The following is a 26608-nucleotide window of genomic DNA, read 5'->3' as shown; positions in this document are numbered from 1 at the left end:
AAAATTATATCGTATTTTTGTAGGCTGGAGGCGGAAGCCCGTTTCCGACTTGTGCTGAATCTGAAAAAATCTTCGAAATATGTTTGAAAATCTTACCGATAAACTCGAACGGTCGTTTAAGATCCTGAAAGGAGAGGGACGCATCACCGAAATCAACGTCGCCGAGAGCCTGAAAGAGATCCGGCGCGCGCTGATCGACGCCGACGTCAACTATAAAGTGGCTAAGACGTTCACCGACGAAGTGAAAGCCAAGGCGCTGGGACAGAATGTACTGACGGCGGTCAAGCCCGGACAGATGATGACGAAGATCGTCCGCGACGAATTGGCCGAACTGATGGGCGGGACGATGAGCGATATCCACCTGGAAGGTTCGCCGGCCGTGGTGCTGATCGCCGGGTTGCAGGGGTCGGGTAAGACGACCTTTTCCGGCAAGTTGGCCAACCTGATCAAGAGCAAGAAAGGCCGCCAGGTACTGCTGGTGGCCGGCGACGTTTACCGTCCGGCCGCCATCGACCAGTTGAAGATACTAGGGGATCAGGTCGGCGTGGAGGTTTATACCGAAGAGGGTAGCAAGAATCCGGTGCAGATCGCCGAAAATGCCGTTAAATACGCGCGGGCCAATCACATCAATACGGTAATCGTCGATACGGCGGGGCGTCTGGCGGTCGACGAGCAGATGATGCAGGAGATCGCTGCGATCAAAAAGGCCGTTTCGCCGAGCGAAATCCTGTTCGTAGTCGATGCGATGACCGGTCAGGATGCGGTGAATACCGCCAGGGAGTTCAATGACCGGCTCGATTTCGACGGCGTAGTGCTTACTAAACTCGACGGCGATACCCGCGGCGGCGCGGCGATTTCGATCCGTGCGGTGGTCAACAAACCGCTGAAATTCATCAGTTCGGGCGAAAAGATGGACGCGTTGCAGGTGTTTCATCCGGAACGTATGGCCGACCGTATTCTCGGCATGGGCGACATCGTGTCGCTGGTCGAACGGGCACAGGAGCAGTACGACGAGGAGGAAGCCCGCAGGCTGAAGAAAAAGCTGGTCAAGGATCAGTTCAATTTCAACGACTTCCTGACGCAGATCACGCAGATCAAGAAGATGGGCAACCTGAAGGATCTGGCGTCGATGATTCCCGGCGTCGGCAAGGCGCTGAAAAACGTCGAGATCAACGACGACGTGTTCAAGCAGACCGAGGCGATTATTCATTCGATGACGCCGAAGGAGCGCGAGAATCCCGCGTTGATCAACGGCAGTCGCAAGCAGCGGATCGCGGCGGGCAGCGGGACGACCGTGCAGGAGGTGAACCGCCTGCTCAAACAGTTCGACGATACGCGCAAAATGATGAAGACCGTAGCCGGCGGTATGCCGCAAATGGCCAAGATGGCCGGACGGATGAAACGATAACGACTAAACACGTATACGATGCAGATAATAGACGGAAAAGAGGTGGCGGCCAGCCTGCGCCGGGAGATCGCGGCCGAAGTGGCGGCTTGGGTCGCCGGCGGGAACCGGACGCCGCATCTGGTGGCCATTCTGGTCGGCAACGACGGGGCGAGCCAGACGTATGTGGGACATAAAGAGAAGTGCTGCGGCGAGGTGGGGTTCCGTTCGACCGTGCTGCGGCTGCCGGAGGAGACGTCCGAAGAGACGTTGCTCGGCGAGATCGCCCGGCTGAACGCCGATCCGCAGGTGGACGGTTTCATCGTCCAGTTGCCGCTGCCGAAACATATCTCGGAACAACGGGTGATCGAAGCGATCGATCCGAAGAAGGATGTCGACGGTTTTCATCCGGTCAATACCGGGCGGATGATCTCCGGACTGCCGTCCTATCTGCCGGCCACGCCGGACGGGATTCTCGAATTGCTGAAATATTACGGGATCGAAACCGCCGGACGGCATTGCGTCGTGATCGGCCGCAGCAACATCGTCGGCCGTCCGATCGCCAACCTGCTGTCGCAGAAAGGCTGGGACTGTACGGTGACGCTGTGCCACAGCCGGACGAAAGATCTTAAAGAGGTGGTGCGCGGCGGCGACATCGTAATCGCGGCGCTCGGCAAGGCCGAATTCGTCACCGCAGACATGGTGAAAGACGGGGCGGTGGTCGTCGACGTAGGCATTACGCGCGTTCCGAGCGACAAGACCAAATCGGGCTGGAAGCTGCTCGGCGACGTCAAGTTCGACGAGGTGGCCCCGAAATGCAGTTACATTACGCCGGTTCCCGGCGGCGTCGGGCCGATGACGATCATCTCGTTGATGAAGAATACGCTGAAAGCCGCACGCAGGGAAGTTTACAAATAGATTGCGGCGGCAGGCGCCGTTCGATGCCGCCGCCGCGCGATCGTAAAAATCCCCTCCGGAATCCGGAGGGGATTTTTCGTGTTTCGACGGGCGTTTTCCCGGAAACCGGGTGGGCGCGTTGTTTTCCGTTTTGCCGAATCGGTCGTGGCCGTACCGGTGATCCGGCCGCTGTACTCTTCTTTCAGCTTGCAGCTGATGCCTACGGAGTGGTAACCGCCCACGAACGGTTGAAGGGTCGTCGCGCGTCCCAGCCGGAAATGGTAGGCGATCATCACAGGCAGTTGCAGGTACATCAGTTCGATCCTCGGGCGTATCTGCGAGGTGCCCGGAACGTCTTCGTAGGCGATATCCGGTTTGGCGCCTTTGTTCGAGAGATAGAGCCCCGTCTCCAGGTAGAGCGGATACCGGCGCGACAGCAGGATCTGGTCGGATACTCCCACGTGGAAACTCGACCGCGGGTCGGAGATTTTTTCCCCTTCCAGGTAGTTGCCCGTCATATCCGACAGGCTGTAACCGGCCCGTATGCCGAAGATATTCGTGCGGTACTGTTGCGCCGTGGCGACCGTGGCGAAGACCAGTAGCCCTTTAAAGAATGCCCTTTCAAGTTCCAGATTCTCGGTCGTCTTATGATTAGAGAGGTTCAATGCTACGTGATGATAACCGCACTGAACGCCTCCTACATTTATAGCGGGGCGTACTTTGTTCGTCGTAGGTTGCTACAATCAATACCGGCAGCGGAGCCAGTACCATTTTATTTCCATCCCATGAACATTCGAGTCGTTTCCGCGTCGTGGTGGTCGAAGAAGAGGCTCCTGCCCGTATCGAGCGTGGCGATGACTGCCATATCCTCGTCGGAAAGCGAAAAGTCGAAGATGTCGATATTCTGCCGCATCCGTTCGATATGGGTCGATTTGGGAATGATAATTACGCCGCGCTGGATAAGCCAGCGCAGGGCGACCTGAGCTACGCTTTTGCCGTATTTGCCGCCGATTCCGGCCAACAGCGGATTCGTAAAGAAACCGTTGCGACCTTCGGCGAACGGTCCCCACGACATGATGCGCGTACCGAACTCCTCCATGATTTTCTGCGGCTCGGTCTGTTGGTCGAATACGTGCGTTTCCACTTGATTTACCGCCGGCACGATCTCCACGTTGCTGGCCAGGTCGATAAAGTGGTCGGGATAGAAATTCGAAACGCCGATGGCACGTAGTTTACCATCCTTATATGCCTCTTCTAATGCGCGATATGCCCCGTAACGGTCGCAGAACGGCTGGTGCAGGAGCATCAGGTCGATATAGTCCGTTTGCAATTTACGCAGGCTCTCGTCGATGGAAGCTTTCGCTTTTTCATACCCGTAGTTCGATATCCACACTTTCGACACGAGGAAAATCTCCTTGCGGTCGATACCGCTTTTGCCGACGGCATTTCCTACGCCTTCTTCGTTGTGGTATGCCTGCGCCGTGTCGATCATCCGGTAACCCACTTTCAATGCATCGCTTACGCAACGTTCGCATTCGGCGGGCGATACCTGATAGACGCCGTAACCCATCTGCGGCATTTCGACGCCATTGTTCAATTTTACTGTGTCCATACGCTAATTATTTTGTTTTTACAGTTGTGTAAATGTAGGCATATTCACATATGTTACCAGCATAAAAAATACGGTTTGGATTGCATTTTTTGCGGTAAATTACATTGAAATTCAATCGTCCAGGATCGGACGATACAAAAACCGAGATAAGTGTAGTTCCAACCGAATTTATTGTAATTACGGTTTGAGGTTCTTCTCTAACTTTGCAATGTCGAACATGGACAACGTGGTTAAAGACAAATAATTGAAATTCGCATTAGCTATATTTATGGGACAGAACCAAACAGTAAAAGACAATCGTATTACCGTAATCGATGCCCTGCGAGGATTCGCCTTACTCGGTGTGGTACTGGTACACATGCAGCAACATTACAGCATTTTTAATTTCGGTGCATTTACGCCAACCGAACCTGCTTTCCCTGTTTTAGACGAGTGGATCGGTTGGTTGACCCGCAACGTACTCATGGGACGTTTTATAAATATTTTCGCATTTCTTTTCGGTATGAGCTTTTTCATACAAATGGATCGTGCTGCGAGAAAAGGAGTGGATTTCAGACAGCGTTTTATCTGGCGTATGGTAATACTCTTTTTGATAGGCGTAGTCGGAAGCGCATTTTATTCGGGAGATATCCTATCGTTTTATGCCCTATTCGGATTGGTGTTGGTATTATTGTATCCATTGAAGACCAGAGTACTTGTCGTAGTCACATCCTTGATTCTGATAGGCGCTCCTCGTTGGATATCTTTCGGTTACGATAAAATCGCGGCTCCTCGGGAAACGACCGTAGTTGCCAATGCCCCCGAAACGGAACGCGTGCGTGCCGAGCGTCCGCGCCAAATGGCCGACGTCGCACAAGAAACTCCGTCACTTGCCAATACCATCAAAAGCAACCTCACGGATGGTCGAATGCGGACATTAAATTACCAGTTCAATTGGGGCGGTCGTGGTTATCTGACTTTTGCCCTCTTTATTTTGGGACTCGTCGTCGGGCGTATCCGCTTTTTCGAGACGGTACACCTGCACACTCGCCGCAACATCTCACTATTCGTATCGTTTGCTGCCGGAGCGTGGGTTATCGGTCGAATGAACGGACTCCTGCCGCAAGAACATACCTCTTTCATGCAAGGTATTACCCCCTCTGCGACAGCGCTTTTCCGCATGACGTTGAACGATGTGAATATGGTTCTTTTCTCGGCAGCCATAACGATGGGATTCGTTATTCTGTATCACATGAAAGGTATAGGAAAATGCCTGAATCTATTGACTCCTTACGGGCGCATGGGACTTACAAATTACGAAGCGCAAGGCATTATAGGCTCCATCATATTCTCGCTTTGGGGTTTCGGCTCCATATTCGGCCGTTGGCATGCTACCGAATTATTTTGTTTGGGAATTGCATTTTATATAGTACAAGTCGTATTCAGTAGAATATGGCTCACTTATTTCAAATACGGCCCGCTGGAATGGTTCTGGCGTTCGGCGACCTATCTTAAATGGCAACCGTTTCGTAAATAATAGAAAATATGGAATACAGAACATTAGGATTGAGCGGGCTGAGGGTATCGGCCGTCGGGCTGGGCTGCATGGGCATGAGCCACGCCTACGGCGCTCCCGCCGACAAACGGGAAATGATGGAACTCCTTGCCGATGCCGTGGAAATGGGTTACACCTTCTTCGATACCGCCGAGGCGTATGGCACGGCCGACCGACCGCACGATAACGAAGAGTTGCTGGGCGAGGCCCTGCGTCCGTTCCGCGACCGTGTTGTCATCGCCACCAAATTCGGCATATCGTTCGACCGTCCCGAAGCAAGCGGCACGCACGCCGTGATCCCCGATTCGCGTCCGGCAGCCGTTCGTTGTTCGCTCGAAGGGTCTCTCCGCCGTTTGCACACCGACCGTATCGACCTCTATTACCAACACCGTATCGACCCGGCTATCGAACCGGAGGCGGTGGCGGAAGTAATGGCAGACCTTATCCGGGAGGGAAAAATCCTGCACTGGGGCATATCGGAAACGACCGAAGAATACCTGCGCCGCGCCCACCGTGTCTGTCCTGTAACGGCGATACAAAACCGCTACTCGATGATGGTCCGCCGACACGAAACGTTGTTTCCCGTACTCGAAGAGCTGGGCGTGGGGTTCGTCGCATTCTCGCCGCTTGCCAACGGATTGTTGAGCAACCGTTATACAGCCGAAACTACGTTTGATCCGGCAACCGACTACCGTGCCTCGATGCCGCAATACCGTAGGGAAAGTTTCGTGAAGAACCGTCCGCTGTTCGCCCTGCTCGAACGGTTGGCGGACGAACACCGCGCCACCGCCTCGCAGATCTCGCTGGCATGGATGATGAACAAACGTTCGTGGATCGTTCCCATTCCCGGAACGCGTTGCCTCTGTCGCCTGAAAGAGAACATAGGCGCAACGGATATACGCTTGTCTGCGGAAGAGGTACGGGCCATCGACGCCGAACTCGATACGATCGAAATGAGCGAGGTGTTCGGAGGTTCACCCATTATAGAGAAACCAAAAACCGAAGGAGAATAATGAAAAAAGTATGTATCTGCGTGCTGAGCATGGCGAGCCTGCTGTCCGGCACATTAAACGCACAGGAAACTATGAAAAAGAACAAAGCATTCGCTGCGGCCGATATGTCGAATTTCGAGAGCCACAACAGCAACCCGTTCGGCTTGGTGTATGCCGACGCCATTACAGAGAATAAAGCGGGAGCGGTAAATATTCATCCCATTACTTATGACCTGAACGGCCTGAAAATCGCCGCCAACGTCTATACTCCTGCGGGCTACGGTCCGGCGAAAAGTTATCCGGCCCTCGTCGTGGCGCATCCGAACGGAGGCGTTAAAGAACAAGTAGCAGGACTTTACAGCCAGCGCATGGCTGAACAGGGTTATATCTGTCTGGCATTCGACGCCGCCTATCAGGGAGCCAGCGAGGGCGAACCGCGCAACGCGGACAAGCCGGCCAACCGCATCGAGGACATCCGCCGGGCCGCCGACATCCTACTGCAATATCCGGGCGTAGACCCGCAGCGGGTGGGTATCCTCGGCATCTGCGGCGGTGGCGGCTACACGCTGAAAGCCGCGCAGACCGACAAACGGTTCAAAGCGGTGGCTACACTCAGCATGTTCAACACGGGACTGGTACGCCGTAACGGGTTTCTCGACTCACAGATAAATAGCGTGCAGGAAAGACTCGCCGATGCCTGCGCTGCCCGCCAAAAAGAAGCCGAAAGCGGCGAAATCGAATACGTCGGCGATATGAGCGGCGTGACGCCGGAACAGGCGGCCGCATTGCCTTTCGACCTCTACCGCGACGGCTACGAATATTACCTGCAAAGCCATGCGCATCCCAACTCCACGTTCCGTTACACCAAGAGCAGTCTGATCGACCTGATGGCGTTCGATGCCAGCGAGGGAATGTATCTGATCGAACAACCTTTGCTGATGATTGCCGGCAGCATCGCCGATACGTTTTACATGACCGAGCAATGTTACAGCAAGGCGACCGGCACGCAGCACAAAGAACTGTTCCTTATCCCCGGTGCGACGCATATCAAGACCTACTATGTACCGGAATATGTGAATCAAGCAGTGGGCAAACTGACGGAATTTTTCGGTAAAAACCTTGGATTATCGGAACGGATATGAAAACGAAATTGATGACACTGTTTGCCGCTCTACTGCTTTGTGCAGGGACGAATGCTCAGTCCGTCGCCACGAACGGAAGAACGACAAAAACGCTTGTCGCCTATTTCAGTTGGGGCGGCAATACGCAGCACGTTGCCGAACGCATCGCTTCGCTCACCGGCGGTACGCTGTTTCGCATCGAACCCGAAAAACCGTATCCCGCCGAATACAAGCCTTGTACCGAGGTAGCGAAAGCCGAAAAGGAAGCCGACGCCCGCCCGGCCATCAAATCGAAAGTGGAGAGTTGGGAACAATACGATACCGTATTCATCGGTTGTCCCGTTTGGTGGTGGACGGCCCCGATGATTATCAATACGTTCGCGGAGAGCTACGACTTCCGCGGGAAAACCGTCGTGCCGTTCTGCACCTATGCTGCCACCTACCGCGATGAAACGCTGGCGCGGATCAGGGAGTTGACCCCTGCCGCCGAACACCTGAAAGGATTCGGAACCACCGGAAAGGATACAAACGGAGTGGAAAGTTGGTTGCGGACGATTAATGTCATACGATAATCCGTCGGATAGTGTTAAAAACAGCAGGACTTGCAGTCGTGGTTCGCACGATTGCAAGTTCATTTCGGATTTATTTCTATTTTTGTATTTGAGGATAAACGGATAGGGCATGGAAGATCAGAAAGATATAATCGTCGCAGACAGGCTCGGCATCGTGAGGACGGATTGCGAGAAGGAGTATCTGGCTCATTTGCTCTGTCTGGGAGGAACGTGCCGTTATCGTTTCAACGGACGGCCTTTTGAACTGCACGCCGGAGACGTATCCATCGTACGTAAACGGAAAATGTTGGAGAAAATAGAACCGTCGGACGATTTCCGGTGTAAAATAATCTATGCGACTCCTGGTTTCATAAATTTGTGTACGCCGCAGAGCAATTACGGAATAAAAGGTTCGTTGGCGCTCTTTCTCAATCCCGTCATGCACCTTACTCCCGAGCAACAAATCGTGTGTCGCCGCGATTTCGACTTGCTGGAGCTACGCATCAAAGATACGGAGCACCGGTTCTACCGCGAGGTATTGATTAATGCTATGCAGGCGGCTATCCTCGACTTTTTCGATTTCCATGCCCGCATCTATGGCGAAAGCGACATCTCCACGCAGAACGCTTCCGTTATGAGCCGTTTCCTTAAGATGCTGGAAGAAGGAACGTACCGCGAGCACCGGGAAGTGACCTATTACGCCGACCGTCTGTGCGTTACATCCAAATATCTGTCGGAAGTGTCGAAAAAGGTAAGCGGGTATGCCGCCAACTACTGGATCAACCGTTATACGATACTCGACATTACCCGTCTGCTACGCGACAAATCATTGACGTTCGTCCAGATTTCCGATATGTTCGGCTTCTCGTCGCCCGCCTATTTCAGCCGCTACGTGCAGCAACATCTGGGTATGAAACCTACGGATTACAGGGAATAGTTATGGCATCGGATTATCTGTCTAATTTTTACGCAGTTGCAAAACAGTTGACGATTCCCCCGAAAACCATATTATTGGAAGAGGGTAAAGTTGCGGATAAACTCTATTTGATCCGTAAGGGTTGTCTGCGGCTGTTTTTCTATAACGACGGGAAAGACATTACTTTCCAATTCTTTTTTGAGGGGGATTTTGTCGCTTCGTTTGATAGCCTATATAAGCGCACGCCGAGCCTTTTCTACTTAGAGAGCATTGAGCCTGCCGAAGTCGCTGCGATAAAAAGGAATGATTTTTACGCCATTATCAAAGACGACCCACGGTGGAGGCAAGCGTATGAAGAAAAACTCATCGACCGGTTTCACTCCTATCAGCAACTATTCCTGTCGCGGATAAAAAATACGCCGCAACAACGATATGAAGAATTGCTCAAGGAATACCCGAATATCATTCAGCGGGTTCCGCAACATTACATAGCCTCTTATCTCGGCATTACCCCCGTCTCCCTGTCCCGTATCAGAAATCGCCGTTAGGCTTCGATCTTTACAATTGTTATCGTCTGCGTCCGATCGGAGTGGCGACCTTTGTCACATAGTATGAATCGGAAACAGATGAAAAAGATTTTTGTAATAGATTGGGGTCTAATTTTCACATTCGTTCTGTCTGCATGTTCGGGAATAGGATTACATATTGCCGGACACGGGAATGCCCACGAGGTGTGGCATAATTGGGCCGTATTTCACGTTTTAACAAGTTTTTTGTTCCTTATAACTGTAATATTCCATATAATTACACATTGGAGTTGGTATAGAGGAGTTGTAAAAAACGGGATAGGCAGAAAAAGCAGAGTTACGATGGCGCTATCTATCGTATTTTTATTCGTATCCGTTACGGGAATTGTTTTGCTTAATATTAATGGGGCGAACTCTCGAATAGGATTATGGCATTATAGGGTTGGAATTATCACATCGGTCCTTTCCATCGGACATGTCTTTAAACGCATTCCTGCCTTACGCAACTCTTTGAGAAGATAATTCAGGATAGACGGTGTCGCTTAATCGGAAAAAACTGCAGTTTTTTCCGATTTTTTTGTATCGACCGGTTTCGGGCTTCCCGCTATTTTTGCGAGTAGTAGGAACTTAACATCGGAAAGATATGAAATCAATAGCCATTATGGTATTTATGTTTCTGACCTTAACGGTCGGAGCAAAAGCGCAAGAGAATCAGAGAATATTTACAGCCGAAGAACAGGCGATAGTTGATTTATCGAACAGTAAGTGGGAATGGATGGCAGAGAAGAACGTGGAGAAGCTGGCGGAACTGTTTCACGAAAACTCGCAGTTCGTCCACATGGGCGGCTATTGGGGCAAACAGGAAGAGCTGAACACCATCCGCACGGGTGGCATCTGGTACAAGAAAACCGAGATACACGACGTACAGGTGAAGTTTGCGGCCGGAACGGCTACCGTTTACAGCCGGATTCATCTGCACTCGGTAGTCGGCGGCAACGCCGTGCGCTTTCCGTTTATCGTTACGGAGGTATATGTAATGGAGAACGGCAAGTGGCAGCTATCTACGCTTGCCTTTACACGGACATTAGGAAAATAATCAAACAAAAAACGGATATGAGAATTAAGAATTTATTTTTAACAGCTATGTTATCCATATCATCGGTTATAATTTATGCGCAAACTGCGGAAACCTTCCGGCAGCCTTATCCGCTCGGCGAAAAAATATCCCCGAACCCCAATTTTACGGGCGAAGTATGGCTTGCGCCTTTGACCGAAAAGGAAGAATTGAACGTCCCGATGGCAAATGTAACCTTCGAACCTGGTTGCCGCAACAGTTGGCACTCGCACAAAGCCGGCCAGTTGTTGATAGCCACCGCAGGCATCGGTTACTATCAGGAAAAAGGAGAGCCCGCCCGTCGGTTGTTTCCGGGCGACATCGTGGAAATAGCGCCGGATGTCGAGCATTGGCATGGGGCCGCACCGGACAGTTGGTTCGCCCATATAGCCATTACCGCCAATCCTCAAACCAACGCGGCGGCATGGCTCGAACCGGTAAGTGACGAAGAGTACCGTAAGGCCACGACTGAAGCGGAAAGCCGCTATGCCGAAGCGAACGAGGTGCTGACCGTCCGTGAGCAAGCCATCGTCGCAGTGGCATCTTATACGGGTAAAGGAGATTTGGAGCACCTGAAGCCGGCTTTTACGCAGGCATTGGAAACCGGTATGACCATTAACGAAATAAACGAAGTGTTGATTCACGCCTACGCCTATTGCGGGTTTCCGCGCAGCCTGCGGGCAATCCAGATTTTCATGCAGGTAGTGGACGAACGGAAAGCGGCCGGAATAAACGACCCGGTCGGTCGGGAAGCATCCGCAGTCAAGGACGACAGAAATCGCTACGAGCGGGGACGCGACGTGCTTGCCGAAATATCGGGTACGCCGGCCGATGCTCCGAAAGCAGGATATGCCGTATTCGCCCCTACTATCGAGCGTTTTCTAAAAGAACATTTGTTTACCGATCTTTTCGAGCGAGACTTGCTGACCTGCCGGGAACGTGAACTCGCTACGGTGTCCATCCTTGCAGGAGTGGGCGGCGTGGAACCGATGGCTGTCGGCCACATGTCTATTTGCCTGCATCTCGGTATTACGCCCGAACAACTCTCGGCATTGCTGAACATCGTTGAAATGAATCTCGGTAAGAACTATTCGGAACCGCTTCGCAAAGTGTTGAATCAAATAACGGAAAAGAAATGAAGAAGATAATTTTATCGGTATTGTTGCTGTCAGTTACAGCAATAGCCGGAGCGCAAGAACCTGTTGCAATAGTCAAACAAGGTCACTTCTCGGTAGGAGGTACAACCACACAGCGGCCGGGAGCATACGACAACCGTAAATTCGTCGGTTGGGTGGAGCAGGAAGAGACCGGCCAGAGTTATCGCGCCGATCATGCCTTCGTGGATTTCCAGATACCCGCTGATGCGAAAAAGCTGCCGTTGGTCTATGTGCACGGCTACGGAGGCTCAGGCGTTTGCTGGCAGATGACCCCCGACGGACGGGAAGGCTTTGCTACGTTGATGCTACGCCGTGGCTGGAGCAGCTATGTGGCGGATCTTCCGGGCAGGGGGCGTGCCGGACGCACATCCGCAACAACGACGGTAAAGCCCGTCACCGACGAGATGTTCTGGTTCGATATTTGGCGCATCGGCATTTGGCCGAATTATAACGAGGGCGTGCAATTCCCGAAAGATTCCGTGTCGCTTTCTCAATTTTTCCGTGAAATGACGCCCGATTTGAGCGACCACAAAGAGGATGTACCTGCCCTCGGTGCATTGGCTGACCGTATCGGCGACCATATTCTCGTCACCCACTCGGCGGGCGGTTTTCCCGGCTGGATGTCTGCCATGCAAAATCCACAGGTCAAGGCGGTCGTTTCGTATGAGCCGGGCGGATTCGTGTTCCCCGAAAGAGAAGTCCCGGAACGTATCGACGGGCTGACGGGAGGCGTAGCCGGAACGCCCGTTCCGACGGAACAGTTCGAGCGGCTCACGGAAATCCCTGTCGTCCTCTATTTCGGCGACTATATTCCCGAAACGCCGTCCGAGAATCTCGGCGATGAGAACTGGCGCGTGCGGCTCCAAATGGCCCGCAAGTTCGTGGAAACGATCAATCGACACGGAGGCAATGCAACGTTGGTGGAATTACCCAAAATCGGTATACATGGCAATACGCATTTTCTGATGCAAGATCTGAATAATGACGAATTGGCCGATTTACTCAATAGATGGCTGCAAGAGCAATTGCTGGCACAATGACTTGTATTATAGTCATATATTATAGAGTATAAAAACTACGGTGTCCGGAAGTTCTCCGACACTATCGGCGGTTTTGTGTCCCACAAAACCTATACTTGTTCCCCGGACGCATTCAGACATCGGCTGCCGTGCGTGCCACAGGACAGAACCAACGTTTTCCCACACAAGCAAGCTGATTCATCCGAAAAAAAAGCTTATGCCCCAAGTTCCCGTTTTAACCATACCGTCATTACAGGATCGGGAATGATAACTTGACGTTTTTCGATCTCGATAAGCTCTTTTTTTACCAACGCCCGTTTTACGATGCTGACATTGGCCGACGAGCCGAGTTGGTATTTACGTAGTACCTCCTGTGTGGTAAATTCACTATGAACCCCGTCTAAAATGGCTCGCAGGAAATTCATCTGATAGGTCGTAAGGCTCTCGGTCTGCTTCTCGAACAGCGGCGTGTTCTGGTCGATAATATCCTGATACGCTTCCTCGAAATCCCGTTCCGTAGCGATTTTGTCCGTATGAACCCATACCAGCCATGCCAACTGCTGCACATACGAAGAGTGATTGTCTACCCTTTGACAAATCTTTTCGGCCAGCTCTTTCGAGATCTGTTTGCCCGTAGCCTCGAAACGTCCGCAGATGTAGTCGATCCAATCCGTCGTTCCTATTTTCTGTAAATAAATGGCATCGCCGAACTTGTAAAACGGCAGGCTCTTTTTCTCGAACAGTTCGTTCATCAAATGTTTTTTGCTGCCGAACAGACAATAAGACACCGATTTTTGCAACTGCCATACGGAACGCAGCCGTTTCTGGAATGTCTTGGAATCCTTGAACTCGGCTATCTGTTGGAACTCGTCGATGCAGACGACGATATTGCAACCTTTCTTCTGCGCTATCTTTTCGGGGAGCTGCAGGATTTCATCACTATCGTTGCTCTTGGGATCTATTTCGAGCGATATGGAAAAATCTGTCATCGGATCTGCACCCATCGAGATTTTGGGGCTGATACGGGAAAGAAACAGTTTGATATTCTCCAGCCATTCGTCCACCTTCGAGGATGTTTGTTTGAGAACGGCGGAAGCAAAGGCATCGTAAAAATCCCGGTCGCTACGGCATGAGAAAATATCGAGATAAACGATTTTCAGTTTGTCGGACTGTGCCAGACGACAAGCTTTTTGCACCAAAGATGTTTTACCCCAGCGACGGGGCGAAATCAGCACCGTATTCACACCGTGCCGGAAATTTAGCAATAAACGCTCCGTTTCTTTCTCACGGTCGGTAAAGTTATCGCCCGATGTCGCAATGCCGAATATAAAAGGTTTGTTCTCCATAATCTTTAATTGTTGTTCCGCACAAAAATAAGTAATATATTTATTACTAACAATATTATTAGTAATAAAATTATTAGGAGCACGAGGATTTAGATCGAAACTCGTTTTTAGCTGTTGTCGCAATACGTCAATTTGTATAGTTACGATTGGACACTTATCGGCAATTCGCATCGTTGCAGGTATTAGTCATTTGCCAAAGCTATTTTTGTTCGGGCTTGCCCGTCTGCCACGGAACTAAGGGAGTGACCCCGACCGACATTCGTCGTCGAGAGAACTGCCATGTAATCTGCAAACAGAGGCAAAGGGCTTATCCAATACAAAGCGAATAGCGAAGAGGAAAACAAATATGCCAACCGGTGCTACGATTGACATAATAGTATTAAAGCGAAAAGGGGGAATAAAAAGGTTTGAAGTGTCAAACAAGCGGCAGAGACTAAAACATTCATGCTTTCCATGTTAGCAAAATGCCGTGATAACACGAAAAACAATTTAATTTAGTACGTTAGCCTCTATATATGCTAAAGTAAAGTAAAGTAAACTAAATTAAATAAGTAGGTAGGCATTTGCCTGCCTGTACGGTTATGGCTTTATGAAAATGATTACCATTGCAGAGGAACACGAAAAACTTGCTTTTCTCTTTTGGCTGCAATGATCATTCGACGATACGACGTTCAAACAGGCGGGGTAAAAATGGTATCGAAAACGGATGAAGGATGTCGAGAGTAGAAGTAAGTGCAAGGTAAGAAACGCAATGAAAATAAAAAATCGGAAAATGGCTTTAATTGACAATTTTGTTTTTCCTGTGTTCCGCGCCCAAAAGAACAGAACAGACATCTAACTTATCCACAAGCAATTAACCACCACATCTATAAGACTATCCAGGTCTCCGGCGCCGGAATCTGCTTGCGATCATAAAGGGCATCTTCAAAATGAAAACGATACATACCGTCTCCCCCCCCCCTTTTGGTAGTACCGATCGGTAAAAGCATTTAAATCCCATGAATTATTAGGATACCGAATATTCGCAGACGGGGTCACGTTCGCTGTGCACCGAGAAATATCCGTTAACCAATTCCTGATAGAATTGTTTAAGCCCCTGCAGTCCAAGCGGACTGTTGCTGAAAAATAACACCTCCCGACCGGTCTGTACGGCATGTATCGGCAATTCCGTTATCGGACAGTTGCGATAGGCCTGCCGGAATGCCTTTTGTTCATTCACGAAGTCAACATAGTCAAACGGATCGTCCACTTGCGGATGTTGTTGATTCATCACGTATGCAATTTTCGAATCCCGGCTCCGGGCATACATGGCATCGCGCAATCCGACGTGACATTTAGGCCCGGTACCATTTTCACGAACATCCGGCAGCAATTTTTCCCGGATGTACTGCTCATGAGACATCGTTTCCGGGGATGGAACTTCTTTCATGGAGGGAAAACGGTATTGCTCGATCAGTAGGTCAAGGATATAAGCACATACAACGGATTATACGGCTTGCACATGGGACTGTCGGAAGGACTGGCCGGTATCGGTCTCGCCCTGATGGCCGCCGTATCCGGCCGGGAACCCGATTGGGACGAATGCTTAATGATGAGTTGATATATTCCACTAACCGAATAAAGTCATGATTACGCGAACCGACATTATCAATTATCTGATCTGGAAACAGGGATACCGCTCGTACCTCGAGATCGGGCTCGACGATCCGGAACCGAATTTCACGAAAATCCGGTGCGAACTCAAAGAATCGGTCGATCCTTACGATCCGTCGAGCAACTTCTGTGCGGCATGGACGCAGGAAGACCTCAACCGGTTTCTCCCCTACCTGACTTACCGGATGACTTCGGACGATTTCTTTGCCGCTTATCCGGATAAAAAGTACGATATCGTATTACCTCGAAGCGCAAGCCGACCGCGATATCCGTAATTCGCTGATGCACCTGAACGAAGGCGGAGTCGTCGTGATCCACGATTGCCTGCCCGACTGCGAAGCCTCCCAAAACGAAGATCATCCCGACGGTTCATGGGTGGGCACGGTCTGAAAATCGATGGTAAAGTACACGCGACACACGCACTGCGACGTGAAAGTGATCGAAACGGACTGGGGCGTGGGCCTAATCGAATACACCGATAATCTCGACTTTCAGATTCCGGAGAAGCTGGATATCGAATACGATGTGTGCAGTAAGAAGAGGTATGGATTCTTACATATCTACACGGACAATCTGCATATGGTGTTTAAATGATAAATCAGAGGATTCCGAAAATCTGTAAAAGAGTAGGAAAACTATCTAATCTTTATGCCTTATAAGAAAACTTATATTGAAAAAAGAAGTCATAGCGAGGATCGAGCACGACGAAATGAATCAATTGAGAAGAGGAGCAGAAACTTATTTAGAATTCCAATGGTCGTGGAGGAATTTCTGATTCTGTTTGCAATCAGACTTGCGGCGTAACCTGTGGAGATAATAAAACTTGTCTCGTTTCATGCAATGGCACATGCGACGGCAGCTGCAATTACACATGAGGAAATACATGCCCTGAGACTTGTCATTACACATGTAAAGATTCCTGTCAAAATTATTGGATGAAAATCAATTAGAGCACGTAAAATTTATTTTGATTGAAATTGTATTAAACGGGGTCGCAAATGCGGCTTCGTTTTCGTTTCTCCAATCACATGGTCAGTCCTTCGAGGCACAGGAATCAGATTCATTGATATGAATGCCTTCCATTTAAATTACGCTGCAATTTTTGAATCAGATATTAATATCTTAACTCTATTTCATCTTGTCGATTTAACATTTGAGGATTGAAATGCCAGAAGTCGCCGACTTTTTCAGGGAAAGATTCTAGCGCCCCGCATGGAAGCATTAGGTATTCCCGGGGTGATTATCCCTATTTTTCAGTATTGGTCGCCGAGAGCGTCGCCCATACTTTTGTGGCACGAAAAAAACCAAATTCGACATACGATGAAAATGCTGAAAACATTCGCTTGCCTATTGCTCGCAACGACGGTAACAGCCGCTGCGGTTGCCAAAGACAAAAAATCCGGCAGGCGCAAGGCCGTCGTTGAGACGGCGGCGAAAGATACGACGGTCGACTCCCTGAGAAACAAAAGCCGCAAGCCGTACGAATCCGTAATTACTCCAGATGCGGAAACCGTCCGCGGATTGGTGACCCTGCATAAGGTCAAATCGAAATATTATATGGAATTGCCTTATTCGGTCATGGACGCCCAAATGCTGCTGGCCGCCCGCGTATCGGGCATCAGCAACAACCGGGACATCATTGCGGGACGGATGCCGCACGATCCGCTTTTGATTCGCTGGTCGGCCGACGATGACAAGGTGTATCTGCATACGGTCGACTGTTCGGCCGTATGCGATTCGGCCGAGAGTATCGCTCCGGGATTCGAACGGAATAAGATCGATCCCGTGATGCAGGCTTTCCCGATCGCCGCCGTGTCGCCCGACTCGTCGGCCGTTGTGATCGAGGTCGGAAGTTTTTTCGCCTCCGACCAGAAACCTTTCCGCCCGTTTCTGGACGCTTCCCCATTGGCCAAGTTGTTCGGGTTGAGAGAATCGATGCAGGGCAAATTCCAGAAAGAGATGTCCGGCGTCGTGTCCATGCAGGCATTTCCGGAAAACGTCAATTTTCGAACGCGGATGGTTTATACGGTTTACGACCATCCTTTCACGGCCGAGATGACCGTGTCGATGATCCGACTTCCCGAGACTCCGATGCGCCCGCGCTACGGTAGCCCGCGCATCGGTCTGTTCAACAGCCGCAAAGTGAAGTATTCGACCGATAAGGATTACCTGGAAACCGTCCGCTATCTCGAGCGTTGGAACATCGCGCCTCGGGACGAAGACCTCGAAAAGTACAAGCGCGGCGAATTGGTCGAACCGGCCAAACAGATCGTCTATTATGTCGATCCGGCTTTCCCCGACAAGTGGCGTCCCTATATCAAGGCAGGGATTGAAGACTGGCAGAAAGCCTTTGAGGCGATCGGTTTCAAAAATGCCATCGTCGCCCGCGACTATCCAGACGATCCACAGTTCAATCCGGACGATATCAGGAACACCTGCATTGTCTATTCGTCGACCAACGTGGCCAACGCGATGGGACCGTCGTGGACCGACCCACGCAGCGGCGAAATCTTACAGGCGTCCGTCTACTTTTTCCATAACGTGATCGAACTAGTGCACAACTGGCGTTTCGTCCAGACCGCCGCCGTCGATCCGAAAGCCCGCGCTGAGGTGTATGACACCGAAACGATGGGGCCGATGCTGCGCTATGTAATAGCCCACGAAGTGGGGCACACGCTCGGCCTGATGCACAACATGCGCGGGTCGTACGCTTATCCGGTCGACTCCCTGCGCTCGCCTTCATTTACGGAGAAATACGGCACGACGGCCTCGATTATGGACTATGCCCGCAACAATTACGTCGCTCAACCGGGTGACGGAGTGACGCAACTGCTGCCACCCCATCTCGGCCTATACGACTATTACGCGATCAAATGGGCCTATCAACCGATATTCGAAGCAAAGACTCCCGAAGAGGAAGTGCCCGTGCTGAACCGCTGGATCGATGAAAAGGCCGACGATCCGATCTATATTTACGGCGAACAGGCTATTTTCGGTGCGACGGATCCCGCTTCGCAAACCGAATCGCTCGGCGACGACGCGATGAAGGCTACCGAATACGGTATTCGGAACCTGAAGATCGTTGTCGACAGCCTGCACCTGTGGGCCGCCTATCCGGGTAAAGATTACAACCGCACCGAAAAACTTTACGAAGAGGTCTTCAAGCAGGCGCGCCGCTATTTGGGGCATGTCATGGTCTATCTCGGAGGTTCGTACCGCTACTATCCGATGGTCGGCTCCGACCAACCCGCGTTCGAGATGGTTTCCAAACAGAAACAAAAAGAGGCGCTGAACTTTATTTTCGATAAGTTGTACGAACTGCCCGACTGGTACGTCAATCCGCAACTGGAAAAACTGACGCGGCCGAAAAACGAGGACGTAACCGATTACCAGATGTCCACCGTTCGCACGCTGTTGCTCCCCGGACGGATCGCGCGCATGGAAACCAATGCCAAATTGACGCCTGAAGATGCCTATTCCGCGTCGGAGTACGTTGATGACATTTACAACCGAGTGTGGGCTTCGACGCTAAAAAACAAGCCGCTTTCGCACAGTGAGCGAATGATGCAATATGCGTTCGTGCAGAGTATGCTGCGCGGGATCGACGCGCTGGACAAGGAGTCATCGTTACGCGGCTTGACTGATTATCCTGCGGAAGACGAAGGCGCATTCTGGCCCTGCCGCCACATCGAATGCGGCCGGCACGGGAACGGTTTCGAAGACCAGATGACCGGTTCGACCCGTGCCACGGATGTGCAGTTGTATGCGACTTCTCTGTGTTATAATCAATTGCGCAAGCTCGGAAAGTTGCTGCGCGCCCGGGTTCAGAGTTCGACGGACGAGCTGGCCGAGCATTACCGCTATCTGAATTACGAAATCGAGAAGGCTTTGGAGAAAGGCCTCTGAACGACCGTTCAGCAGCAGGGCGAAGAAGTGTGAAAAGAAGGACTGTTATGGGATTCCGATTGTTCGTGATATGGTTGGGGACGTTGTGTCTGCCCCCGATGGTCGGGGCGGCTTTTACAGGAGCCGCTTCGCCTCGTAGCGCGCCGTTTCGCGTACGCGTCATTTCGGCGAAGGACGGCAAACCGTTGCAGGCGGCCGTGACGACCCTCGCTCCGTATGGCTTATGGGCGGTGGCTGGGACGGACGGCGAAGCCCTTTTTGCCGATGTTCCGCCCGGGAAAGCCGAATTGTCAGTCTCGTTGCTTGGTTACGAAACGGTCTCGCTAACCGTTGAGCTGAAAGCGGAAACCGAAGACAGCGTCCGGATCGCGATGATGCCTTCTTCGTTCGCGATGAAAGAGGTCGTTGTCGTCGCCGAGAACAACAAGAGCGGCCTCTCGACTTCGTCGTCGATCGGCCGTCAGGCGCTTGATCACCTACAGGCGACCAGCCTCAAGGATGTACTCCAGTTGCTCCCTGGTAATTTTCTGGGCAGCAATCCGTCGCTGATCAGCACCGGACAGTTCCGTAACCGGACGCTCGAAGCAGATAACAACAACGCTTTCGGCGGTTCAATCGTCGTCGACGGCATTCCGTTATCCAACAATGCGAACCTGAATGTCGAGGCAGGGGCGTTCAGCACCGCAGGCAAAGGGATCGACTTGCGCGGTATCGGTACCGACAACATCGAGTCAATCGAGGTGATCCGGGGCATCGCATCGGCCCGGTACGGCGATATGAGCAGCGGAACCATGCTAATCAAAAGCAAAGTAGGCCGGGCACCCGGTCGAGTGCTCGCGCGGATCATGCCCGGGATCCAGCAACTTTATGCCGACAAAGGTTTCGATCTGGGCCGCACCGGAACGCTGAATTTGAGCGCCGATTACGCGCACGGCAAGTCCGACCCGCGCTATGCGACCGATACTTATAACCGGGGGCTGCTCTCCTTGATTCATTCGAAGAATCTCGCCGACGGCCGTTGGGCGGTGACGACCCGGCTGGGGCTGAAGCTGATCCGCGACTGGAGCGGAGCCGACCCCGGCGAGCCGGAACTGGTACGCGGCATGTACGCGCAGAGCCGTCAGTACGGAATTACGTTCAGCCATTCGGGGCGGTTCGGCGCGGACAGGCTGTTGATGCGCAGTCTCCATTACGATATCGGATTTTCGTACAGCCGCGACGACGATTACCAAGTCAAGATGCTTGCACCGGCGGCCCATAACGCACCGGTGTTCAACGCGACCGGCAACTCGACCCAGCAGGCGGCAATCCTGCCGTCCCAGTACGTCGGCAGAGGCGGTACCGAAGGACGCCCGATCTCTTTTTATGTTCAGCTCGGCGACGATTTTTACCTGGGACAGGAAGGATTTCTCCATCGAATCGCCATCGGAGCCGAACTACGCAGCGAGGGGAATCTCGGACGCGGATTCTACAACGAGAATCCGAATCTGCCCCTCGCACAGCTGCGTTCGCGTTCCTTTCGCGACATCCCGTTCCTGACGCAATTTTCGCTTTACGGCGAGGACCAATTCGATCTGAAAATCGGCAAAACCCAGCTGAAAGTACAGGCGGGTCTGCGTTGGACACTGGCGCAACCCGGTAGAACGGAAAGTTTGTCGAGTGTGATGCCCCGGATCAATGCCGCCTACCTGCCTACCAGGGGACTGCGGTTTCGTTTCGGTTACGGCATTTCAGCCAAAATGCCGGGTTTGCTGTACCTCTATCCCGATCCTGGATATCTTGACATGCAGAATATCAGTGCGACGATCGACGGGACTCCCTATGTCGTTTATACGACCCGGGTCTACGATCTGACCAACGAGCAGCTGAAACCGATGAAAAACCGCAAGTTCGAAGCAGGTGCCGACGTAACGCTGCACAACGGGATGCGGTTCTCGGTGACGGCTTTCCACGAACGCGTGAACGACGGGTTCGGAACACTGACCGACGAGTGGATCGCGCCGACAGTGGCACGCTGGGCCTCTTCGGCGGTGTCCGTCGAGGACGGGAAGCTCGCATACGATCCCCAAAATCCCACTTCGATCGATACGGTACTGCACCGTATCGATCGTCCGGGCAACTGCCGTCGTTCGGTCAGCCGGGGGATCGAGTACGATTTCGAACTGGGACGGATTGAGGCGACCGGCACGAGCTTCTACCTGAACGGTTCTTATATCGTCACGCGAAACAACTCGTCGAACAAAGTCTACAATACGCCCGTCGGTAGCACGACGATCGAGCAAAAGACGATGGTTGTTTACCCGGAAGGATCGTCGACCTCGGTCGATCGGCGTTACAGCACGGCACTACGGATCGTGCAACACATTCCGTCGATCCGTTTCGTCGTATCGGCTACCGTGCAGGCCATTTTCTACGAGTACAACCGGACGATCAACATTCCCGAGGTTCCGGTGGGATACGTGACGGTCGACCGGAATCATCCCGGGGCGACGGTCTACGTACCCTTTACCGCGGCGCAGCTCGCCGATCCCGAGGCTCGTTTCGAGGGGTTTATGGTCAAGGATCAGATCTACAAATCGCAGATCAGCAACTTGCCTGAAACATGGCCGCCGCTGTGGTCGGTCAATCTGCGCGTGACCAAAGAAGTCGGCAACGGTCTTGGCTTCTCGTTCTATGTCAACAACGTGTTCTTCAAGCAACCGTGGCACAAGAGTTCGATCTCGACGACGCTCGTCGAGCGCAATTCGAACCTGTTCTCATACGGATTCGAAATAAATGCAAGTTTCTGAAAATCACAATTAACAATAAAAAAAACAATGAAAATGAAAAGATTACCCCAAATTACGTTGATGCTGCTCGCGGTTTTCGCGGCATTTACGTCCTGTAAGAAGGACGAGGATTTCAAGGGCATCGAGTCAACTGAATTCCGGATAAACTATCCGGATGGCTTCTCCTCCTCGGCTCGTTTCGAGGGAGAGGTAACACTCAAAGACCGCAATTCCGGTACGATCTATACAACCGAGGCGAAAGACGGCATAGCGACGTTCACTTACATCATGCAGGGCGTGTACGACCTTTCCGTGTCAAAAACGCTGACAGCCGCCCAGTTCAAGGAACTGGCCCCTGGACTGGGTGACGATCTGAAGAACGAGGTCGTGCTGAGCGGCCTGTCGCTGTCTGTCAACCTGCTCACCGACGAGGATGCGGCCAAAACGCACGAAGTAACGCTGAATTGGGCAGTCAAGGGCAGCCTGGTGATCAGCAAGATCTATTCGAACGGTACGAAAACGACAGCCGGCAAAACGTTCCTCAACGACCGGTACTGGGAGATTTTCAACAATTCGTCCGAAACGGTTTACCTCGACGGCCTTTGCCTGGCCTACCTGTGGGGCAATACGAACACTGCGGCCGTAACCAATCCGTTCTACGAACAGTATAAGGATGCCGTGTTCGTCAATACGGCAGCCCGTTTCCCCGGCTCGGGTTCCGAACACCCGCTCGCCCCCGGTGAGAGTGTCGTCGTCGCCCAGAGCGCCGCTAATTTCGTTACCGAAGAGCGTCCGATGGACATCGATCTAACAGGCGCCGATTTCGAAACCTATTATGCCGATTCGGACATGTCGCAGGACAATACGGCAGTTCCAAACATGGAGATCGTCTACAAGGCAATTGCCGGCGCCCGCGTATTCGGTATGGCTACCATGTCGGTCATCCTATTCCGCGCCACGGACGCCGAGATCGCATCTATGGAAAAGCTTCCGGAGCCGGGCAGTTCGTCGTCGAACGTGTTCCTAAAGATTCCTAACGGCATCATCATCGATGCCGTACAGCAATACAAGGCGGAAGACGCTAATCCGGTCATGCATGCGGAGCTCGACGCTTCGGCCGCCGTCCTCGGTCGTGAGGTGCCGGTGATTGCCGAGCGCAAGGTGGCTTATACCGCAACCGACGGCCGCAAAGTGCTCCAGGATACGAATAACTCGGGAGCCGATTTCGTCGTTTCGACGTCGGTAGACGGTACACCCGCTTTTCTCGTGCCGAGGCAATACGACAAACCCGTACTGAATAAGTAGCATCCAAACGAAAAGAATGGGATGAAACGGATCGGAATGTGCATATGGTTGCTGGTTGCTTCGTTGAGCCTCGGGGGACAGACCCTTTGGCCCGACGGGACATGGTGCGTTCCGTCGGGAACGACTCCCGAGCGTATGCTGCTCGAAGAGCGTAATCTTTGGCTCGGTTCAACCAATCCGGCGGCTTTGGGCGTCCGTCCGATGCCCGATTACGGGACAACCCGGCTCGGAGCGACTTCCGAGTCGGGTGCGTACCGTCGTCCGCAACAGGCCGCAGAGGCGCTGTCCGCCGGATTTCATTCCGACAGCTATCTGTCGCTGAAAGGACTACACCTGTGGGGCGCATTCGATTTCACACAGAAATGGCACCGCAACCGGGCCTGGGCCGACATCCGCGATCCGTATAACGGCAATCCCTATTCGGCGGGTAGTGCCGTTGCAAGTCGCTACCAAGAGCAGACAGTCGATTTTCATGTGAAGGCCTCATCGCACCGGATTGGCCGGCGGTGGTGGGTCGGCGCGGCACTGGATTACAGCACCGGCGACTTTTCCCGTTCATCCGACCCTCGGACGCGGACGCAGTCGCTCGATTTGGCCGTTCGCCCAGGCATAGCCGTTGAACTGTCGCCGCGCAGTACGGTCGGGGTGAACGGGTCGTACCGTTTTGCCAAAGAAAAGATGCTCAAGCCCGTTTGCAAAGAGTCGGACAATTACGATAAGTATCCCTATTACGCATTCAAAGGGATGGGTGAATACGACGAGCCCGACTTGCTTTCGTTTTCCCGCCGCTTTATGGCGAATTATTACGGAGGCGAAGCGCAGTACCGTTACGGTTCCGGCGGATTTTCGCTGATAGTGCGGGCGTCGGCGACCGTTCGGCGCGACCGCGTCGAAGGACAGAATCAGGCGAGTCCGGGCGATTACGGCGAAACGATATGGAGCGGGGCTATCAAAGGCCTGCTGGAACGCCCGCAGGGGCTTCATGCGTTCGAATTGCACTATGTCTCGAAGACGGGCCGGGCCAACGAGTTCTTACAAGAATCGGTCACCGTACAAAATCCCAACGGTTCATTTACGAGCTACTGGAGAACGATTTTTAGCGCGGTCAAATACCGGACTTCGCGCGACGAAGCGGGCGCCCGGTGGCGTTATTACCGGCTGGACGGCAGTAACGGCTACCGGTGGCATGTCGGTGCCGAACTACGGTACGGCGATTTTGAAAATCGTTACGTGCTGCCCGCATCTTCATTGGCCGCGTCGCGTGCCGGCGCCGAACTATCGGCCGGTATGCCGCTCGTTCGCGGCGCGGCGCACCAGCTCCGGGCAAATATAGCAGCCGCCTATGCCGCAGTTCCCAGCCGTTCGCTCACGGTCAACACCGCAGGGAAGTCCGATTTGCAAACCGGGGTTATCGACCCGGAGTATGCCTATTTCGGCCGAGCGCTGACCATTTGCGGCATAACGGTAGACTATGATTTCGCACTGCGGAAGACGAGCGGATTGAGGGGATTTGTGGCCGGGGCTTTCCGACTCATCCATGCCGGCGGAGCGGGCAACCGTTGTTTCGCAGGGCTGTCGCTCGGCATTCTGACGGGATACGGACGGTATCCGGAGGCCCGATAAAAATCAGAATCGAATATTGAAATTGAAAACACGAATATGAAAAAGTTTTTTAGTTACGCGATTTTACTGTTTTTGGCAGCCATGTATATGGCCGGTTGCGGTTCGGGATCGAATACGAAAACAGCCGAAGCCGTACCTATGACGGTAGACAGCCTGCTCGCCGTAGCCGGCGACAGGATAGGCGATAGCGTAGTCGTCGAAGGATTCTGCAAAACGATCTGTAAAAAATGCGGTCGCAAGTTGTTCCTGACCGGGGACGATTCGACGAAAACACTACGCATCGAGTCCGGGGAATCGATCGGTATGTTCGATGCCGGGGCGGTACATGCGATCGTTCGCGTCGAAGGCCGCATCATGGAGCAGCGCATCGACGAGGATTACCTACAGCAGTGGGCCGACCAGGCCGCCGAACGGTGCGAGAGCGCCGCTGCCGCCGAGCAAGAAACAGCCCAGGCCGATTTCGGTCGGTTACAAACGCGGCTCGACAAATACCGCGCGCGCATAGCCGAACGTAACAAGAAAGAGGGTAAAAACTACCTTTCCGTTTATTATATCGAAGCGGATGGGTACGAAATTCAGTAATTATGCCCGAACGCAAAATCATGTCCCACATCCGGCGCTGGAGCCGTGCGGTGCACCGCGACTTGTCATTCTTTTTCGGGGGGATCGTGCTGATCTACGCGATATCGGGATTTACGCTCAACCATAAACACGACTTCAACGCCGAATACGCGATCCGCCAACACCGCTTCCGTACCGAAGGAACGTTCCCGAAAAGCGAACACGACTACACGAAGAATTACGTGTTGTCGATGCTCGAGCCGCTGGGCGAGGCCACAGCATACACGAAGCACTATTTTCCGGATTCAACCCATATGAAAGCGTTTATCCGAGGCGGGTCGTCGCTGGTGGTCGACATGCGTACCGGCGAGGCCGTCTACGAATCGGTTAAAAAGCGTCCGCTGTTGAGCGTTATGAACCGTCTGCATTACAATCCGGGCCGCTGGTGGACCGTGTTTTCCGACGTGTTCGCCGGATCGCTCGTACTGATTACGCTAACGGGCCTCGTGATGGTGCATGGCGGCAAGGGCCTTTGGGGCCGGGGAGGAATCGAGCTGGTGGCAGGCATTCTGTTTCCGCTTTTGTTTATCGTTTTTTCATAGGTTTAGAGTGACGAGCATTC

At 52.5% G+C, this 26608-nt stretch carries 24 protein-coding genes; 20 read left to right on the top strand and 4 right to left on the bottom strand.

Features of this window, described 5'->3' with window-relative positions; translation table 11 throughout:
* Positions 1-79: 79 nt before the first annotated feature.
* On the top strand, positions 80-1408 hold the full coding sequence (ffh, locus tag C1A08_RS12335) for a signal recognition particle protein (RefSeq protein ID WP_055205226.1): 1329 nt from the start codon (positions 80-82) through the stop codon (positions 1406-1408).
* Between the two features lie 18 nt (positions 1409-1426).
* On the top strand, positions 1427-2302 hold the full coding sequence (locus C1A08_RS12330; RefSeq protein WP_101573855.1) for a bifunctional 5,10-methylenetetrahydrofolate dehydrogenase/5,10-methenyltetrahydrofolate cyclohydrolase: 876 nt from the start codon (positions 1427-1429) through the stop codon (positions 2300-2302).
* Here C1A08_RS12330 and C1A08_RS12325 read toward each other — a convergent pair.
* Together C1A08_RS12325 and C1A08_RS12315 are read right to left on the bottom strand one after the other, a co-directional pair.
* Positions 2293-2946, bottom strand: a complete 654-nt coding sequence (locus tag C1A08_RS12325; RefSeq protein WP_257937126.1) for a porin family protein — start codon at positions 2944-2946, stop codon at positions 2293-2295. The genes C1A08_RS12330 and C1A08_RS12325 overlap by 10 nt on opposite strands.
* A 107-nt stretch (positions 2947-3053) precedes the next feature.
* The gene (locus C1A08_RS12315; RefSeq protein WP_101573853.1) at positions 3054-3893 is read right to left on the bottom strand and encodes an aldo/keto reductase; all 840 of its coding nucleotides are present in this window, start codon (positions 3891-3893) and stop codon (positions 3054-3056) included.
* Between the two features lie 244 nt (positions 3894-4137).
* Between C1A08_RS12315 and C1A08_RS12310 the strand changes: the two genes are divergently transcribed.
* The 10 genes from C1A08_RS12310 (at position 4138) to C1A08_RS12265 (ending at position 12845) form a co-directional block, all read left to right on the top strand.
* Entirely contained in the window at positions 4138-5409 is a 1272-nt protein-coding gene (locus C1A08_RS12310; RefSeq protein ID WP_257937125.1) for a DUF418 domain-containing protein, read from the top strand.
* A gap of 8 nt (positions 5410-5417) precedes the next feature.
* Positions 5418-6440 (top strand): aldo/keto reductase, encoded by a 1023-nt coding sequence (locus tag C1A08_RS12305; protein WP_101573851.1) that lies wholly within the window; start codon positions 5418-5420, stop codon positions 6438-6440.
* Positions 6440-7561 (top strand): alpha/beta hydrolase, encoded by a 1122-nt coding sequence (locus C1A08_RS12300; RefSeq protein ID WP_101573849.1) that lies wholly within the window; start codon positions 6440-6442, stop codon positions 7559-7561. Before C1A08_RS12305 ends, C1A08_RS12300 begins: the two co-directional genes overlap by 1 nt.
* Complete coding sequence (locus tag C1A08_RS12295) at positions 7558-8112, top strand: flavodoxin (RefSeq protein WP_101573847.1); 555 nt, start codon at positions 7558-7560, stop codon at positions 8110-8112. Before C1A08_RS12300 ends, C1A08_RS12295 begins: the two co-directional genes overlap by 4 nt.
* A gap of 109 nt (positions 8113-8221) precedes the next feature.
* The gene (locus C1A08_RS12290; protein ID WP_101573845.1) at positions 8222-9028 is read left to right on the top strand and encodes a helix-turn-helix domain-containing protein; all 807 of its coding nucleotides are present in this window, start codon (positions 8222-8224) and stop codon (positions 9026-9028) included.
* Positions 9029-9030: 2 nt separating this feature from the next.
* The gene (locus C1A08_RS12285) at positions 9031-9555 is read left to right on the top strand and encodes a Crp/Fnr family transcriptional regulator (RefSeq protein WP_055206262.1); all 525 of its coding nucleotides are present in this window, start codon (positions 9031-9033) and stop codon (positions 9553-9555) included.
* A 63-nt stretch (positions 9556-9618) separates the two neighbouring features.
* Positions 9619-10056 (top strand): DUF4405 domain-containing protein, encoded by a 438-nt coding sequence (locus C1A08_RS12280; protein ID WP_306345985.1) that lies wholly within the window; start codon positions 9619-9621, stop codon positions 10054-10056.
* Between the two features lie 121 nt (positions 10057-10177).
* A complete protein-coding gene (locus tag C1A08_RS12275) occupies positions 10178-10630 on the top strand; it encodes a nuclear transport factor 2 family protein (protein ID WP_101573841.1) in 453 nt (150 codons plus the stop codon).
* Between the two features lie 17 nt (positions 10631-10647).
* Entirely contained in the window at positions 10648-11787 is a 1140-nt protein-coding gene (locus C1A08_RS12270; RefSeq protein WP_180951582.1) for a cupin domain-containing carboxymuconolactone decarboxylase family protein, read from the top strand.
* Positions 11784-12845 carry an alpha/beta hydrolase gene (locus C1A08_RS12265; RefSeq protein WP_101573839.1) on the top strand — a complete coding sequence of 354 codons (1062 nt, stop codon included), beginning with the start codon at positions 11784-11786 and terminating at the stop codon, positions 12843-12845. The genes C1A08_RS12270 and C1A08_RS12265 overlap by 4 nt, the downstream gene beginning before the upstream one ends.
* Positions 12846-13039: 194 nt before the next feature.
* On the opposite strand, the gene C1A08_RS12260 is transcribed toward C1A08_RS12265, so the two are convergent.
* Complete coding sequence (locus C1A08_RS12260; protein WP_101573837.1) at positions 13040-14170, bottom strand: AAA family ATPase; 1131 nt, start codon at positions 14168-14170, stop codon at positions 13040-13042.
* A 1006-nt stretch (positions 14171-15176) separates the two neighbouring features.
* The gene (locus tag C1A08_RS12255; RefSeq protein WP_145996578.1) at positions 15177-15599 is read right to left on the bottom strand and encodes a DUF6047 family protein; all 423 of its coding nucleotides are present in this window, start codon (positions 15597-15599) and stop codon (positions 15177-15179) included.
* Positions 15600-15795: 196 nt separating this feature from the next.
* Between C1A08_RS12255 and C1A08_RS12250 the strand changes: the two genes are divergently transcribed.
* From C1A08_RS12250 to C1A08_RS12215, 8 genes are all read left to right on the top strand, one after another.
* Positions 15796-16098 (top strand): hypothetical protein, encoded by a 303-nt coding sequence (locus C1A08_RS12250; protein ID WP_101573834.1) that lies wholly within the window; start codon positions 15796-15798, stop codon positions 16096-16098.
* Between the two features lie 121 nt (positions 16099-16219).
* On the top strand, positions 16220-16417 hold the full coding sequence (locus C1A08_RS12245) for a hypothetical protein (protein WP_101573832.1): 198 nt from the start codon (positions 16220-16222) through the stop codon (positions 16415-16417).
* A gap of 726 nt (positions 16418-17143) precedes the next feature.
* On the top strand, positions 17144-19729 hold the full coding sequence (locus C1A08_RS12240) for a zinc-dependent metalloprotease (protein WP_180951581.1): 2586 nt from the start codon (positions 17144-17146) through the stop codon (positions 19727-19729).
* A gap of 47 nt (positions 19730-19776) precedes the next feature.
* On the top strand, positions 19777-22518 hold the full coding sequence (locus C1A08_RS12235) for a TonB-dependent receptor (RefSeq protein WP_101573822.1): 2742 nt from the start codon (positions 19777-19779) through the stop codon (positions 22516-22518).
* A gap of 33 nt (positions 22519-22551) precedes the next feature.
* Positions 22552-23802 carry a DUF4876 domain-containing protein gene (locus C1A08_RS12230; protein ID WP_172970775.1) on the top strand — a complete coding sequence of 417 codons (1251 nt, stop codon included), beginning with the start codon at positions 22552-22554 and terminating at the stop codon, positions 23800-23802.
* Positions 23803-23823: 21 nt separating this feature from the next.
* Positions 23824-25425, top strand: a complete 1602-nt coding sequence (locus C1A08_RS12225) for a DUF6850 family outer membrane beta-barrel protein (protein WP_101573818.1) — start codon at positions 23824-23826, stop codon at positions 25423-25425.
* A 36-nt stretch (positions 25426-25461) separates the two neighbouring features.
* Complete coding sequence (locus C1A08_RS12220; RefSeq protein ID WP_101573816.1) at positions 25462-26007, top strand: hypothetical protein; 546 nt, start codon at positions 25462-25464, stop codon at positions 26005-26007.
* Between the two features lie 2 nt (positions 26008-26009).
* Positions 26010-26588: a PepSY-associated TM helix domain-containing protein gene (locus C1A08_RS12215; RefSeq protein WP_228385804.1), complete on the top strand. Its 579-nt coding sequence runs from the start codon at positions 26010-26012 to the stop codon at positions 26586-26588.
* Positions 26589-26608 lie beyond the last annotated feature (20 nt).

The sequence above is a fragment of the Alistipes sp. cv1 genome, from assembly GCF_900240235.1.
In the GTDB taxonomy this organism is placed as follows: domain Bacteria; phylum Bacteroidota; class Bacteroidia; order Bacteroidales; family Rikenellaceae; genus Alistipes_A; species Alistipes_A hominis.
The sequence above is the reverse complement of the archived record's forward strand: the minus strand, read 5'-3'. Positions and strand labels throughout refer to the sequence as shown.